General features: G+C 35.6%; 12 protein-coding genes. 10 read left to right on the forward strand and 2 right to left on the reverse strand.

What is annotated here, in order from left to right:
• The first annotated feature begins 25 nt into the window (after window positions 1–25).
• From M0051_RS13345 to M0051_RS13365, 5 genes are all read left to right on the forward strand, one after another.
• Window positions 26–1,180, forward strand: coding sequence for a regulatory iron-sulfur-containing complex subunit RicT (locus M0051_RS13345; protein WP_306742012.1), 1,155 nt, complete (start codon window positions 26–28; stop codon window positions 1,178–1,180).
• A complete protein-coding gene (locus M0051_RS13350) occupies window positions 1,177–1,650 on the forward strand; it encodes a gliding motility lipoprotein GldH (protein ID WP_306742013.1) in 474 nt (157 codons plus the stop codon). The genes M0051_RS13345 and M0051_RS13350 overlap by 4 nt, the downstream gene beginning before the upstream one ends.
• An 18-nt stretch (window positions 1,651–1,668) precedes the next feature.
• Window positions 1,669–2,412: a tRNA (guanosine(46)-N7)-methyltransferase TrmB gene (trmB, locus tag M0051_RS13355; RefSeq protein ID WP_306742014.1), complete on the forward strand. Its 744-nt coding sequence runs from the start codon at window positions 1,669–1,671 to the stop codon at window positions 2,410–2,412.
• Window positions 2,413–2,751 carry an MGMT family protein gene (locus tag M0051_RS13360; RefSeq protein ID WP_306742015.1) on the forward strand — a complete coding sequence of 113 codons (339 nt, stop codon included), beginning with the start codon at window positions 2,413–2,415 and terminating at the stop codon, window positions 2,749–2,751. It begins immediately after the preceding gene.
• 237 nt (window positions 2,752–2,988) lie between these two features.
• Window positions 2,989–4,086 (forward strand): Mrp/NBP35 family ATP-binding protein, encoded by a 1,098-nt coding sequence (locus tag M0051_RS13365; RefSeq protein ID WP_306742016.1) that lies wholly within the window; start codon window positions 2,989–2,991, stop codon window positions 4,084–4,086.
• A 152-nt stretch (window positions 4,087–4,238) separates the two neighbouring features.
• Here M0051_RS13365 and M0051_RS13370 read toward each other — a convergent pair whose 3' ends face one another.
• Window positions 4,239–4,937 (reverse strand): hypothetical protein, encoded by a 699-nt coding sequence (locus tag M0051_RS13370; protein ID WP_306742017.1) that lies wholly within the window; start codon window positions 4,935–4,937, stop codon window positions 4,239–4,241.
• 15 nt (window positions 4,938–4,952) lie between these two features.
• Window positions 4,953–6,317 carry a hypothetical protein gene (locus tag M0051_RS13375; protein ID WP_306742018.1) on the reverse strand — a complete coding sequence of 455 codons (1,365 nt, stop codon included), beginning with the start codon at window positions 6,315–6,317 and terminating at the stop codon, window positions 4,953–4,955.
• 246 nt (window positions 6,318–6,563) lie between these two features.
• Between M0051_RS13375 and M0051_RS13380 the strand changes: the two genes are divergently transcribed.
• From M0051_RS13380 to M0051_RS13400, 5 genes are all read left to right on the forward strand, one after another.
• A complete protein-coding gene (locus tag M0051_RS13380) occupies window positions 6,564–7,310 on the forward strand; it encodes a hypothetical protein (RefSeq protein ID WP_306742019.1) in 747 nt (248 codons plus the stop codon).
• A gap of 716 nt (window positions 7,311–8,026) precedes the next feature.
• Window positions 8,027–11,605: a tetratricopeptide repeat protein gene (locus M0051_RS13385; RefSeq protein ID WP_306742020.1), complete on the forward strand. Its 3,579-nt coding sequence runs from the start codon at window positions 8,027–8,029 to the stop codon at window positions 11,603–11,605.
• A gap of 27 nt (window positions 11,606–11,632) precedes the next feature.
• Window positions 11,633–13,192: a bifunctional response regulator/alkaline phosphatase family protein gene (locus M0051_RS13390; RefSeq protein ID WP_306742021.1), complete on the forward strand. Its 1,560-nt coding sequence runs from the start codon at window positions 11,633–11,635 to the stop codon at window positions 13,190–13,192.
• A gap of 21 nt (window positions 13,193–13,213) precedes the next feature.
• Complete coding sequence (tsaE, locus tag M0051_RS13395) at window positions 13,214–13,630, forward strand: tRNA (adenosine(37)-N6)-threonylcarbamoyltransferase complex ATPase subunit type 1 TsaE (protein WP_306742022.1); 417 nt, start codon at window positions 13,214–13,216, stop codon at window positions 13,628–13,630.
• Window positions 13,631–13,830: 200 nt separating this feature from the next.
• Window positions 13,831–15,054 (forward strand): alanine dehydrogenase, encoded by a 1,224-nt coding sequence (locus M0051_RS13400; protein WP_306742023.1) that lies wholly within the window; start codon window positions 13,831–13,833, stop codon window positions 15,052–15,054.
• Window position 15,055: the final 1 nt, after the last annotated feature.

A 15,055-nucleotide genomic window follows, 5' to 3' on the forward strand; every position in this document is an offset into this window, starting at 1 on the left:
TTATCGACTAATAATCAATATATATATGACAGAAAATAAGGAACCAAAAGGGAAATGCGCAGGCTGCGCATCCAATAAAAGAGACCATCGTTTGTTGGCTGGTAAGCTAGATGTTTACGATTGGTTGAAAGATGTTCCTGAAAGTGCACAATGTCCGGATGTTGTTGAAATAAAATTTAAGAATACCCGTAAGGGATTCTATTCAAATACAAATCAATTAAGATTACAAAGAGGTGATGTGGTAGCAGTTGAAGCATCACCAGGACATGATATCGGGATTGTATCCTTAACAGGCGATTTGGTTGTGGAGCAAATGCGCAAACAAAAGCTTGATCCGAATACATACGAGGCGAAAAAAGTATACAGAAAGGCAAAGCCTGTTGATATCGAAAAATGGCACGAAGCCATTGCACTGGAACACAAAACAATGATTAAAGCTCGCCAAATATCTGCTGAATTAAGGCTGGATATGAAAATTGGCGATGTGGAATATCAGGGAGATAAAACAAAAGCAATTTTCTACTATATCGCCGATGATAGAGTTGACTTTAGACAGTTGATTAAAGTATTGGCAGAGCAATTCAAAATCAGAATTGAAATGCGCCAAATTGGTGCACGACAGGAAGCTGGGCGAATAGGAGGAATTGGACCATGTGGTAGAGAGCTTTGTTGTTCAACTTGGATTACCAATTTTGTTTCGGTAACAACCAATGCTGCACGTTATCAGGAAATTTCGTTGAATCCTCAGAAACTTGCTGGGCAGTGTGGGAAATTGAAATGTTGCTTGAATTTTGAGTTGGATTGCTATATCGATGCTCAAAAGGATTTTCCGAATACAAGTATTCCGTTGGAAACCAAAGATGGAACTGCTTATCATCAGAAAACAGATATCTTCAAACGCCAGATGTGGTATTCATTCGATAAGTTCAATTCGATGAATATGGTTCAGGTTTCGGTTGATAGAGTGAAGGAAATTATCCGATTGAATAAGAAAGGAACTAAGGTTGATAAATTGATTTCTGAAAAATCGATTGACAACAAAAAATCCTTGGACTACGAAAATGTAGTAGGACAGGATAGTTTGAACCGCTTCGATAAGAAGGAAAATCCGAATAAACGAAAAGGAAAAAGAAAATTCCGTCGTAAACCAAGAAAACCAAACAAGCCAGCAAAGTCATGAACAAATTGATTTGGATTTTTTGCATGGCAGTAATTGCACTGTCAACCCAATCGTGTGATTCCAATCGTGTTTATGAAGAGTATAAAGAAATTCCAGATTACACATGGGATATGAACAATACTCTTCGCTTTGAAGTGGAAGTTACCGATACCATTAGTGTTCACAATTTGTATATCAATGTTAGGAATACTGGTGGATATGCGTACAGCAACCTTTGGTTGTTTGTGAAGAGAACTTCTCCAGATGGGAATGTTGTTGAAGATAAGTTCGAATGCAGTTTGGCTACCGAAAAAGGAAAATGGTTGGGTAGCGGATTTGGTGATATTTTCGATTTACAAATTCCATTCAAGCAGAATGTGGTTTTCCAAAAATCGGGAATTTATGTATTCGAAATTGTGCAGGGAATGCGCGATGAGGAATTGAAAGAAGTTGTGAATATTGGCTTAAGACTTGAGAAAGCAAATCAATAAAATTTTTAGCGTTTAGTCGTGGGAAAGAATAAATTACAGCGTTTTGCTGAGATGGATACATTTGATAATGTATTTCAACCAACCCATAAAGAGGTTTGGGAGACAAATTATCATTTGAAAGGAAAGTGGAATAAGGAAGTTTTTAAAAACGATAATCCAATTGTTTTAGAGGTTGGATGTGGAAAAGGAGAGTATACCGTAGGTTTGGCTCGTAAATTTCCGAACAAAAACTTTATTGGAATTGATATAAAAGGCGCAAGAATGTGGCGCGGTGCTAAAACTGCTATCGAAGAAGGCTTGGGTAATGTAGGATTTATCAGAAGCAAAGCAGAATTGCTTGAGTCGATTTTTGAATCAGGTGAGATTTCTGAAATCTGGATCACTTTTCCTGATCCACAAATGAAAAAGGAAAGAAAAAGACTTACCGGAACACGCTTTCTGAAGCTTTACTCAAATCTGTTGACTAAGGATGGAATTATTCACCTGAAATCGGATAGTAATTTCCTGTATGAATATACATCGTATGTAATTAAGGAAAACTCTCTTTCGGTTGATGTTGACACCAATGACTTGTATAATTCAGGAAAGGCTGATGATATTCTTTCGATCAGAACATTCTACGAACAGCAATTTCTTGACAGAGGAATTCCGATTAAGTATTTAAAATTCAGGCTTGATGGAAAAACTGAATTTATAGAGCCTGATGTTGAGATTGAATTGGATTCTTACAGAAGTTTTGGTAGAGAGAAGCGCAAACAATAAATGTCTGATCTGTACGATAAAATTTATGAAGTGGTTCGGCAAATTCCTGCCGGAAGAGCTACCAGTTATGGAGCTATTGCCAAGTTTGTTGGATCTCCCAGAGGTTCCAGAATGGTTGGTTGGGCCATGAATCAATCACACGCTAGCAAAGCGTATGTTCCTGCACATCGAGTAGTAAATCGTTTGGGAATACTTAGTGGAAAACATCATTTTCCAGGCGAAAACTTAATGCAAGAGCTTCTCGAAAATGAAGGAATTGTTGTGATTGATGACCAAATTCAAGACTTCGAAAAAATATTTTGGGATCCCATGAAAGAACTTGACTGGGATTCTATTTAAATTCATTCTAAATATATACCTTTGTTGGTATCTTATCGAATTCAATATCAGCGATGCTTAAAAGGATTCGATCCAACACCGATTATTAATCAGTAAAAGTCATTTATTCGTTTTTACTCTAAATGACTAACAGATTATATATCGGCATTTCAATTTAATATTTCATCGTTTCGCAATTGGCTCACGTTGAAATTTAAATTGTTTAAAAATATTTTAAAGAATTAATATTCATAAATCATGAGTTACACTCAAAAGCAAATTACGGACGCTTTAAAATTGGTTCAATATCCTGGTACCGATAAGGATATCATGGGGTTGGATATGGTTCGTAATATTAAAATTGAAGGAAAGAAAATTGGTTTCGATTTGGTATTTCAAAAATCAGATGATCCTAATATTGTTCCATTGAAAAAAGCCTGTGTTTCAGCTATTTTGAAATTTGTTGATAGAGAAGCTGAAATTAAAGGAAACATTAAAGTAAAGGCAATGCATGTGGTTGAAGAACCAAAAGTTTTGCCAAAAGTTAAAAATATTATTGCTGTTGCATCGGGTAAAGGTGGAGTTGGAAAATCTACAGTATCATCGAACTTGGCAGTTGCACTGGCGAAAGCTGGAGCAAAAGTTGGTTTGATTGATGCCGATATTTATGGACCTTCAATTCCATTGATGTTTGGTGCAGAAACAGCTCGTCCGAATCTGATTAATGTTGATGGTAAGGATTTGATTGAGCCACACGAGGCATATGGTGTAAAGATGCTTTCTATTGGTTTTTTTGTTGATCCTGCTCAGGCAACTGTTTGGCGTGGACCTATGGCTTCCAATGCATTAAAGCAGATGATTGAAGAAGGAAACTGGGGCGAGTTGGATTACGTTTTAATCGACTTGCCACCAGGAACCAGTGATATTCACCTTACTTTGGTACAAACAGTTCCAGTTACAGGAGCCATTGTGGTAAGTACACCACAAGAGGTTGCTTTGGCTGATGCCGTTAAAGGAATCAGCATGTTCGAAGGACCTGGAGTTAATGTTCCTGTATTGGGTATGGTTGAAAATATGGCTTGGTTTACGCCAGCTGAATTGCCAGAAAATAAATACTACATTTTCGGTAAAGATGGATGTAAAAAACTAGCTGAAGAAAAAGGAATCGAATTGTTGGGACAAATTCCAATTGTTCAAAGCATACGCGAAGGTGGTGATAATGGTAAACCTGCTGCAGTGAACGAAGATTCTGTAGTTGGTATGGCTTTCGCCGATTTGGCTGCTAAATTGAATGCTGCGGTTGATGCAAGAAATCAAAAATCAGCACCAACTGAGCGAGTGAAGATTACACGATAACTTATCAAGTTCAGTAAAAAATCAAACCCACTTACATTTAAAATGTAAGTGGGTTTGATTTTACTTTCTTATTTTATTTCTCAAAACCACAAGTCACAGACTTGCGTCATTTGTGGCTGCCAATTTTGGCAGCCTTTAGTTTCATTAAAATTCTATCTTATGTCACGAGGATAAGCTACCTTGGTATACTGTGATTCCTGAATTATTTTTAACTCATCCCATGCAATTACTATAGTTTTAAATTTCTCTTCCCGTTTATAGTAATTACTTTCTGATACAACAGTATCAGGAAATACAAACTGCCAACAGAGTTTATCCAAACGGCTGTAATAATTAAAATAGACCTTATAATTAGAAATGTCAAGTCTCCTGGATAAGGCATAGTTTAAGACAAATTGTTTTACAGTGTCTCTTGGAATAACATTCGACTTATTCCATTTTTCCTTGGGCCAATTGATATTTAAGAGTTGTCCATATTCATCAAGTTCTAATGATAAATTATAGCTTTTTATGCCGATAGAGTTATCAGCTAATATAAACTTTAGAATATATTTAGGTTTAATAGCATTACCAATAAAGGTTGCCGAGTCTTTTTGAAATATGGTTTTTAAATCAACTTCTTGTCCTTGTATATAGTGTAAGCTATCTCTCATTTTACCAAAAAATCTTTCTAAATATCCATTGGTATTAAATTGGATATTGTTAGGTAAACTTGAAAATGATTCAATTTTATGAATAGGACTATGTCTATATGACCTGTAGCTCATATCTCTTTCTTGATTTATAATCATATGTTGCCCATATGAATATGTATTAACTAGAAAAAGTAATATTATCAGAATTTTTCTCATTATACTTCTATGGTTTTAATTAACGCACTTTGTTCCATTTGCTTTTGAATCACCATTCTTTTCTCTCTTGTTGATTTTTATCATGAGTTGATCCCATGCGCCCGTTTGCCCCATCATATTATCATACTCATTTTTTTTAAGGTCGTATGCTCTTGTATTTTGTAAACCTTGCCATGCCAAGCAGGTTGCATCACTGTATGGCATATTAGGATTAATCTGCATAATAATATCAACCATTTCATCAACATACATATTTCCCATAGTTAAATGATCTCCATCTTCATATTCAAAAGTTTCGTAAAAAATAGGAAATAGTTCTTTTCCTTTTTGTGGATTATTGATTTTATAATAGGCTATTAGTGCATGAATTGTTTCATGGGCATAAGTAACTGCTATATATTCCTTTGTTGAATTATTTAAAACAAATTCATTTATTTTAATTACAAATGTTCCCTCTGTTATAGCACCTGTAGTATTATCTGTTAATATAGTTCCATCAACAGAATCGAAATTACCATCTACATTAGCATCTAATTTTGCCCCTTTAAAAATTATATGAAAATTGTGACTATTCCCAAAAGTATTACTTAATAAATTTGATATTGTATTATCAAAACTGGAGAATGAATTAAATACTTCACTTGCGCAATCAAATTTTTCTAGTTCTTCTTTAACCTCAGGATCTGGTTCGTGTTCAGAATTTGAATCCGAATTACTGCCACCTCCATTGTCAAGGTCACCTTGTCCGCCACCAACTTGATCATCATAGTTTTCATACATATATCTGCCAGTTACAGTTCCAGGAACATGCTCTTCCCAGCAAGTCATTTCTACGACTTCCCAACCAATTACATCATTACCTGTCTTTACAATTCTACAATGTTCGATAATATGGGCTCCTTCTTTGGTACGAATATTATAATCTCTTTCATTGGGTTCAATAAATTTATATTTGTCATTTTTATTTAAAAGGGTTTGTTCGAAATAAGCAAAATTATAATCCATATGTTTATCCTGTCTTACTTCCTGATCATTAACAATTACAGCATAATTTATTGTCCCTTTAAAACAATCGAACAACCATATACCTTCAACTTCTTGATTCAATAAGGTTGGAATCAGCATAACAAAACCTTCCTCATTTTTAATGGTAATATTTTCATCCCAAATAACATCTCCATACATGCTGGAAAAATCTGAAGTAAAATTCTCAATTTCATTTCTTTTTTGTAGGAATGATACTACATTATCAAGTACTGGATTATCAATACTTGAATACGCAAAAAAGTCGTTAGAGTTTGATGGGATCAGTTCATCTTGATCTTTGCTACATGACCAAACAAATATTAAAGTCATAGCAATAATTAATACTTTTCTCATAATAATTTTGTTTTTAAATGATCGTTACATCCCTTTATTCATTTTATAGTTAAAAAGTAACCCGCACTTGTTATGTGTTGTAAAATATTTTCAACAATAAATCTTAGCTATCGCCCATTATACTTAAGTTTTGTTTATGGTTTATTTTTAAAATAAACTAAATATTTATTTAAAATTTGTAAAATAGCGCTTAAAGGCTTAAATTCTAGGTGTTTTATGTTTTTTATAATTTAAAATTCTAAACCAATGACTAACCAAGAAAACTACGAAGCCCTTAAAGAGAATTTGCTTACTATAGCTGTAAACAAGCTTAGCAAACCTGGAATGCCTGTTGATACTTATCTTGTAGAGGCAGAAGACAAAAAACATTATGCTATAAAAGACAAAGACAAGCTTGTGGCTGCTGGTTTAAAAGAAGAATACATTACCAGCCTACCAATTCGAATTGGAGCTTTGCGTCATGCACAATCGTTATGGACCAAAGAGTCGGAAGCCAAAAGCATAGCTGAAAAAGATTGGAAATTGCTATCGGAAGATGCCATGGCCTTACACAGGATATTGATTCATGATTTTAAATTTGCTTATCGCAATGATGAAGAAGGAAAAAAGGTGGTAGATAAAATTGCAGAGGGTAGTGGATATGGTGATATGGTTCAGGATTTTAGTGATTTACATGTTTTAGGAACAGCCAATCCGCAAGCTTTGCTCGACATTGGTTTTGACAATACAAAACTGGAAAAAGCTTTGGAATTGTCAAATAGCATGGGACCATTGCTTAGTACCATTAATGGTGAGAGAGACGAGAACGATAAACCAAGCAAGGAGATGAGAGATCGTGCTTACGTATATCTGAAAGAGGCAGTTGACCAGATATGTGAATACGGTAAATATGTATTCTGGGAAGACGAGGAACGATTGGAGAAATACTCCTCGGCATATTTCCGCAAATTAAGAGAGGAAAGAGAAGAGAAAGAAGAAAGTATTACAGAATAGTTTAAATGTTGTCTTCTTACAAATAAGCTTTTGTATCCCGGTTGCATGAGAGTGTAGCCGGTATTTTTTATAAAAGCCTCTGAAAGCCCCACGCAGGCTAGGGAAAAATGCGCAGCGCGGGTAAAATAAGCGCAGCGCAGGTTAAAAGTCCGCAGTGTGGCAACTTTTTGCGCAGCACGGCTTAAAAGTGTGCAGATTTGGCATATTTTGCCGCAGCGGACCATAAAAACGCGCAGCGCGATGAGAAAAATGCGCAGCGGGGCATGTTTTTGCGCAGCGTGGCTTCAGAATGAGTAGGCATGGCTTCAAAATGTCAACACTAGGATTAAAAATCCGAAGATTTGAGAAATTTTTCCGCAGCCTGGTTTAATAATAAGAATGTGTACCAGTAAAGAGTACAGCAATAGCATTGATGATTTTTGGATGTTTGTTTGGGTTCATTATCAGTTAATTCTTAAAGTTCTAATTGTAAATAAGAATTGATAAATCTGTATTGTTTTTGGAACAGTTGATGGTGGGGCATTTATTGCTCCTTTTTTTATTCCTTGAATAGAACTATTTTTAGATTTTATTTAATAAATTTCAGTTTTTAGAATAATAAAAATCAATAGATAGCAGTTATACCATTTTGGGAATCTAATAAACTCAGAATAATACCAGTAACCTTGGTGTATAAAAAGCGAAGATTACGGTGTTATCAAACAAAACATTTAGCCTTGACTCGTAAACTAATTCAACAAACCTTAACGATAATAGCCATTCTGATTTTTGCATATGCATGTTCTAATCAGAAAAATACTTTTTTGAGCCGCCAGTACCATGCCCTTACCACACATTATAATGTGTATTTTAATGGTAAAGAGAGCTTAAAAGAAGGTGAGCAAAAAATCAAGAACGGATTTCAGGAAAATTATACCATTTTACTGCCTGTTTTCGAATATCAGAATCCAACTGCCAGATCATTGTCTTTTTCGAGCATGGATAGAGCCTTGGAGAAAGCAACTAAGGCCATTAAAATTCACTCCATTACTCGTAAGCCGAAACGTAGAAAAGGAAATCAGTCAGAAAAATACAAAGCATTCCGCAAAAAGAAGGAGTACAACAATTGGATTGACGATTGTTACATGTTGATTGGAAAGGCTCAATTTTATAAGGGTGAATATCATGTTGCAGAGAAAGCTTATGATTTTATCATGAGAGAATATCCAGAGTCGGATTTGATTCCTGAAGCTAAATTATGGAAAGCAGTTAGTTTAATTGATAGAGGAGAGTTCATTGCCGGTGGGGAGATTTTGGAGAGACTTTCGAATGACAACAACTTATCGAAAGATGATTTGGTTAGAATAGAAGCTTTGCAAGCAGATGCAGCAATAAGACAAAAGCGATTTGAAGATGCTATTCCTGCTTTGGAAAGGTGTATTGCCATATCGAAAAACAAATACGCAAAAGCAAGGTATTATTATTTGTTGGCGCAACTTCATCAAAAGTTAGATAATCCAAGCGAGGCATCAAGAGCTTTTCAGCAGTTGATTGATTTGAATGCCAATTATGAAATGACTTTTAATGCAAAAATCAGTCGTGCTTTATCCTATACAGGTGACGAAAATGGTGAGCAAATAAGAAAAGGCTTGCGCAAAATGTTGCGCGATGAGAAGAACAAGGAATACAAAGATCAGATTTACTATGCAATGGCCGAAATGGATGTTGTAGATGAGAATATGGAATCTGCGATTACCAATTATTGGGAATCAACAAAAGTGTCCTTGTACAATGAGAATCAAAAGGCCATTTCATTTTTAAAGCTGGGTGACTATTATTTTGGAGAGGAAACTTACCCGAAAGCTCAGATGTGTTACGATAGCTCAATGACCTATTTGGGGAGTGATTATCCTAACTACGGAAAAATATCCGAAAGAGTTGGGAATCTTACTGAATTGGTGAATAATCTGAATATGGTTGTTCGTGAAGATAGCTTGCAAAGAGTTGCTTTAATGAGCAAGATCGATAGGGACAAGTTAATTAATAACTTAATCAAGAAAATAAACGAAAAAGAAAGAGAAAAACGCTTAGTCGAGGCTGAAGCCCAATCAGATAGAGCTTTCTTTAGTCAGAATAATATGCTTGGGAATTCCAGAAACAGAAATCAAACTCAGGGGAATTGGTACTTCTATAATCCAACCAATATTGGATTGGGAAAATCGGAATTTCAACGCAAGTGGGGACGAAGAAAACTCGAAGACAATTGGAGAAGAAAAAATAGGTCTAATTATTCTGTTGAGGATATAGAAATAGCTTTAGAGCAAGAGTTGGGTGATGGAATTAGTTCTCAGTCGCAGAAAAAAGATCCTAAAAGCAAAGAGTACTACCTGGTGGATTTACCAATGACAAAAGCTGCTATGGTAAAATCTGACGAGAGAATTATGAAAGGATTGTATCAATCTGCATTGGTATATGAAGAGAAATTGAATAATGAAGAGAAAGCTCTTGAAAGTTTGGAGACCTTGTTGGAAAGATTTCCTGAAAATCCATATTTGCTTTCAACATACTATCATTGTTATGCAATTAATAAATCCCTAAACAGATATTCAAAATCGGATTTCTACAAGAATAAAATTTTAACTGAGTTTAGAAATAGTGAGTATGCAAAAGCTTTGAGTGACCCTAATTACCAATCAAAATTGGATGCTAAATATCAAAGAGCACATCAACTTTATGCTCAGGCTTATGAGGATTTCCAGAACTACTACTATTTTAGAGTGGTTAAGACTTGTAATGAAGGTTTGTTAAGATATCCGGAGAGTGATCTTCGTCCAAGATTCTTATTTCTTAGAGCTTTGTGCGTAGGAAGAACACAAAATGTTAATGTTTTCGAGCAATCACTTGAGCAAGTGTTGAAGGCTAATCCGACCAAAGCAATCACTCAAACGGTTAAAGCAATTCTTGCTGGGTTAGAGAAAGGAGCTACTCCTGTTATTTACACAGCCAAAGATATGGAGTTGGCCCGTCAAAACAGGCTGCTTCGAAATTGGCGACTTGAAGATGAACAGGCAATGGTTGAGGTTAAGGATGATAAACCTAAAAAAGAAAAGCCGAAGAGTTTGTACAAGTTTAAAGCTGATGAGGAGCATTATTTTGTATTGATGTTTTCTAAACAAGATGGCGATCCAAACAGATCTTTGTTTAATGTGTCAAGGTATAATGCAGATGCATACAATAGTCGTACTTTTAAAGTCGATCGTCTGTCACTTGATAAGGATCACATCATGATCATGGTAAAAGGTTTGAAAAACAAGGAGGATGCATTAAATTATTTTAACGGAATTATTACTAGCAACAAAGCGTTTAGTGGATTAGAGGATGTTGATTACAGGAACTTTATCATTTCTCAATCGAATTTTGAAATGTTGAAACAAAGTAAAAATGTTGAACAATACCTGAATTTTTACACAAAAAGCTATTTTAATGTTGAACGAAAACCAAAACAATCTACGGTTAAGAAGCAAGGTAAATTGGTAGCTGTAAACAACAAATTAGATTCTACAGCGTTTGTATTTAATCCAACAGATAATCACAAGTTTATTCTTTTGGTTCCAGCACGTAAAGTGAATATCGGAAAGTTGAGAAATGATATTTACAATCATGACAAAGATTATAGTGTGCTAAAAGAGCAATACGATGCGGATTTAAATATGATTGTGGTAAACAATGTTGGCTCGAAACTTGATGCAATGAACTATTTCAGAAGTTTGGTTTCGAATGATGCAATTTATACTCAACTTGAGAAGGTTGATTATCGAAACTTTGTGATTAGTGAGGAGAATTTCAATAAGTTTTATGTAGAGAAAGCTTTGTTCCCATACTTGGATTTCTTTAAAAAGAATTATCTGGATGCGAAGAATTTTGCTCCAGTTAAGACAGAAAAGAAAGTTGTTCAAGATGGATTGTATCAATTTAATGAAAAATTGCCGCATTATTTCGCCTTGATTTACACAAGAGAGAATGTGAACAAGAAACAGTTGATTTCAGGAATTAAGAGATACAATACCGGGCCATTAAAAATTGAAGTTCGTGAGCTGGATGATAAGCGTGATGTGCTATTGGTCGTGAACATGAGAAGCAAAAAGCAGGCAATGATGTATTTCCGTGCTATTGTTACCAATCGCGATTTGTTTGCACCTGTGGAAAAAGTGGGGTATCGCAATTTTGTGATTTCCGATGAGAACTTTAAGGTATTTGAGAAAGATGGAGATACGGCAAAATATCTTCAGTTCTTCAAAAAATACTATTTGAAATAGATTTTTGGTTGATTTAATTGTGTAAGCGTGAAAGAAAATACGATACTTTGGGTTGATGATGAGATAGAGTTGTTGAAACCTCATATTATTTTTTTAGAGGAAAAAGGATACGAGGTAGTATCGTGTAATAATGCTTACGATGCGCTCGATTTGGTGAAAGAATCACACTTTGACTTGGTTTTATTGGATGAAAATATGCCAGGAATGAGTGGGCTGGAAGCGCTAAGTGAAATCAAATCGATTGATTCTGCCTTGCCTATTGTAATGATTACAAAAAGCGAGGAAGAAGATATCATGGATGAGGCTATTGGGAAGCAAATATCCGATTACCTGATAAAACCTGTGAACCCAAAGCAAATTCTGCTTACCCTTAAAAAACACATCGATAAAAAGCGATTGGTTTCAGAGAAAACAACCATGGCTTATCAATCGAAGTTTGGGCAAATGGGAATGGAAATTAACGATTGCCGCAACTTTGAGGATTGGATGAAGATGTACCGAAAATTGGTATTTTGGGAACTGGAACTTTCCAATATCGAAGATTCCGGAATGGATGAAATTCTAAAAATGCAGAAAACCGAGGCCAATAATCTATTCGCTCGCTTTGTAAAGAAAAATTACCTTTCCTGGATGGATCCGAATGAAGAGGATAAGCCATTGCTTACACCCAATGTATTCAAAGAAAAAGTTTATCCATTACTGGATCAGGGACAAAAGGTAGCTTTTATATTAATTGACAACCTGCGTTACGATCAGTGGCAAACCTTGTACCCGGTAATTAGCAATTACTTTGTGTTGGAAGATGATTCGATGTATTATTCCATTCTTCCAACGGCTACTCAGTATGCACGCAACTCAATGTTTTCTGGTTTAACTCCTTTGGAAATCAAAAAAAGACATCCACAACATTGGATTGATGAGGACGAAGAAAGTAGCAAGAACATTCATGAGGAAGATTTTATAGGATTCCAATTGAAGCGTCATTATAAGGATTATACCTATCATTACGAGAAAATTAACAATGAAAAAATGGGCGCAAAGGTCTTGGATAACCTAAAGTCCATTTTAAATTCTCAGTTAAGTGTTTTTGTATACAATTTTGTGGACATGCTTTCTCATGCCAGAACAGAAAGTGAAATGATTCGCGAATTGGCCGCAGATGAGGCCGCGTATCGATCATTGACCTTATCGTGGTTTGAGCATTCAATGTTACTTGAGTTAATTAAAAAGCTATCGGGACAGAATGTAAAGCTCGTAATTACCACCGATCATGGTTCCATTCGTGTGCAAAATCCTGTTAAAGTAATTGGCGACAGGCAAACCAATACCAACCTGCGTTACAAGCAAGGAAAGAACCTGAATTATAAATCAAAAGAGGTTTTTGAGGTTACAGAACCACGAAAAGCGAACTTGCCACAAGTAAATGTTAGTTCTTCTTATATCTTTGCATTCGGAGAGGACTTTTTGGCATATCCGAACAATTTTAATTATTACAGCTCTTATTATCGAAATACTTTCCAACACGGGGGGATATCTTTGGAAGAGATGATTGTTCCGCTGGTTACTTTAAGTCCTAAGAAAAATTAAAACACAAAGATTTAGCAGGAAATGACGGAATTAAAAATCAATTCGCTGGAAGATATTAACTCTGTTGCAGCTGAATTTATTAAGCTGGTTGGAGATAAGAGAATTTTTGCAATGCATGGTGCAATGGGGGTTGGAAAAACAACATTTGTAAAGGCCATTTGCGAAGAAATGGGAGTGCAGGATACCATCAATAGTCCAACTTTTGCCATTGTAAACGAGTATCATACCGCCAAGGAAAATATAATCTATCATTTCGATTTTTATCGAATTGATGATGTTCAAGAGGCTTATGATTTTGGGTACGAGGATTATTTTTACAGCGATGCCATGTGCTTTATTGAATGGCCAGAAAAAATTGATTCGATTCTACCTAATGATACTGTGGAAGTACACTTTAGCGAAGAGGCTGATGGTAGTAGAAGAATTCGCATACTTTAATCTGAAATAGTCTAAGCTGAAAAAAGCCAAAAATTTCTTAAATTGTAATGGCTTACCCAAAGTAAGTATTCCATTTAATACCGAATAGTGTTTAAATTGATCAATAACTTCACTCTGTTTGTAATTGCTCTTTAAATATCTATCGGCATTATACCTTTATTATTTTGGAATTTAATTGGTATAATATTACAATATAGCATATGGCGCCGTTAAGTGAAGGATCAAAGAACTTCCCACTAGGTCATGAATTCTATCAGCCTAAGGAAGAAATGTTGGAATTAGAACGCCGACGCAAACAATTGGTTATTGGTATACCTAAGGAGGAATATCGAGGTGAAAATCGTGTTTGTCTTACTCCACAATCAGTGGAATTGTTGGTAAACAATGGCCATGAGGTGGTTCTTGAGCGAGGAGCTGGTTTGGCTTCAAATTATACCGATAAGGAATATAGCGAAAATGGTGCACGTATTGTTCTTGAAAAGAAAGAAGTATATCAATGTGACACCGTTATGCAGGTATCGCCATTTTCAAGTGCCGAAATCGATATGTTGCGTGGTAATCAGATCTTATTTTCGGCTCTGCAAATCAAAAGTCAATGTGGTGATAATGTTCGCAAGCTCATGCAGAAAAAAGTAACTGCGATTGCCTTGGAATTGGTTAAAGACCAAGATAACTTTTATCCGGTTGTAAGATCGATGGCAGAGATTGCAGGTATTTCATCAATTATGATTGCTGGAGAATATTTAAGTAAGGCACATGGTGGAAAAGGGGTAATGTTGGGAGGAATTACCGGAATTACTCCAACCGAGGTAGTGATACTGGGCGCAGGCACCGTAGCAGAATATGCTACTCGATCAGCTCTTGGCTTAGGAGCCATGGTAAAGGTATTTGATGATTCCATTTATCGCTTACGCAGATTGGAAGATCATTTGGGACATAGGGTATTTACATCGATTCTACATCCCAATGTACTCGAAAAAGCATTGGCTTCAGCTGATGTGGTAATTGGTGCTTTGAGACATGGGAGAGAATATTCTGGATACATGGTAACTGAAGAAATGGTTGAAAAAATGAAACCAGGATCAATAATTCTCGATTTGAGCATTGATCAGGGAGGATGTTTTGAGACTTCTATGATGACCAATCACAAAGATCCAGTTTACAAGAAATATGGTGTACTTCACTATTGTGTTCCTAATGTACCATCGCATGTGGCCCGAACAGCATCATTGGCATTAAGCAATATTTGTGCTCCATTATTGCTGAATATAGGACAGAATGGGGGGGTTCACAAATTCATTAAAAATGATTTGGGGCTTCGTAAAGGTGCATATGTGTATCGTGGTATTTTAACCAATAGAAGGTTAGGAGATACTTTTGGAATCCTTGCCAAAGATATTGATTTGTTGTTGGCAGCAATGTAGG

The sequence above is a fragment of the Marinifilum sp. D714 genome, from assembly GCF_030851345.1.
Lineage (GTDB): Bacteria > Bacteroidota > Bacteroidia > Bacteroidales > Marinifilaceae > Marinifilum.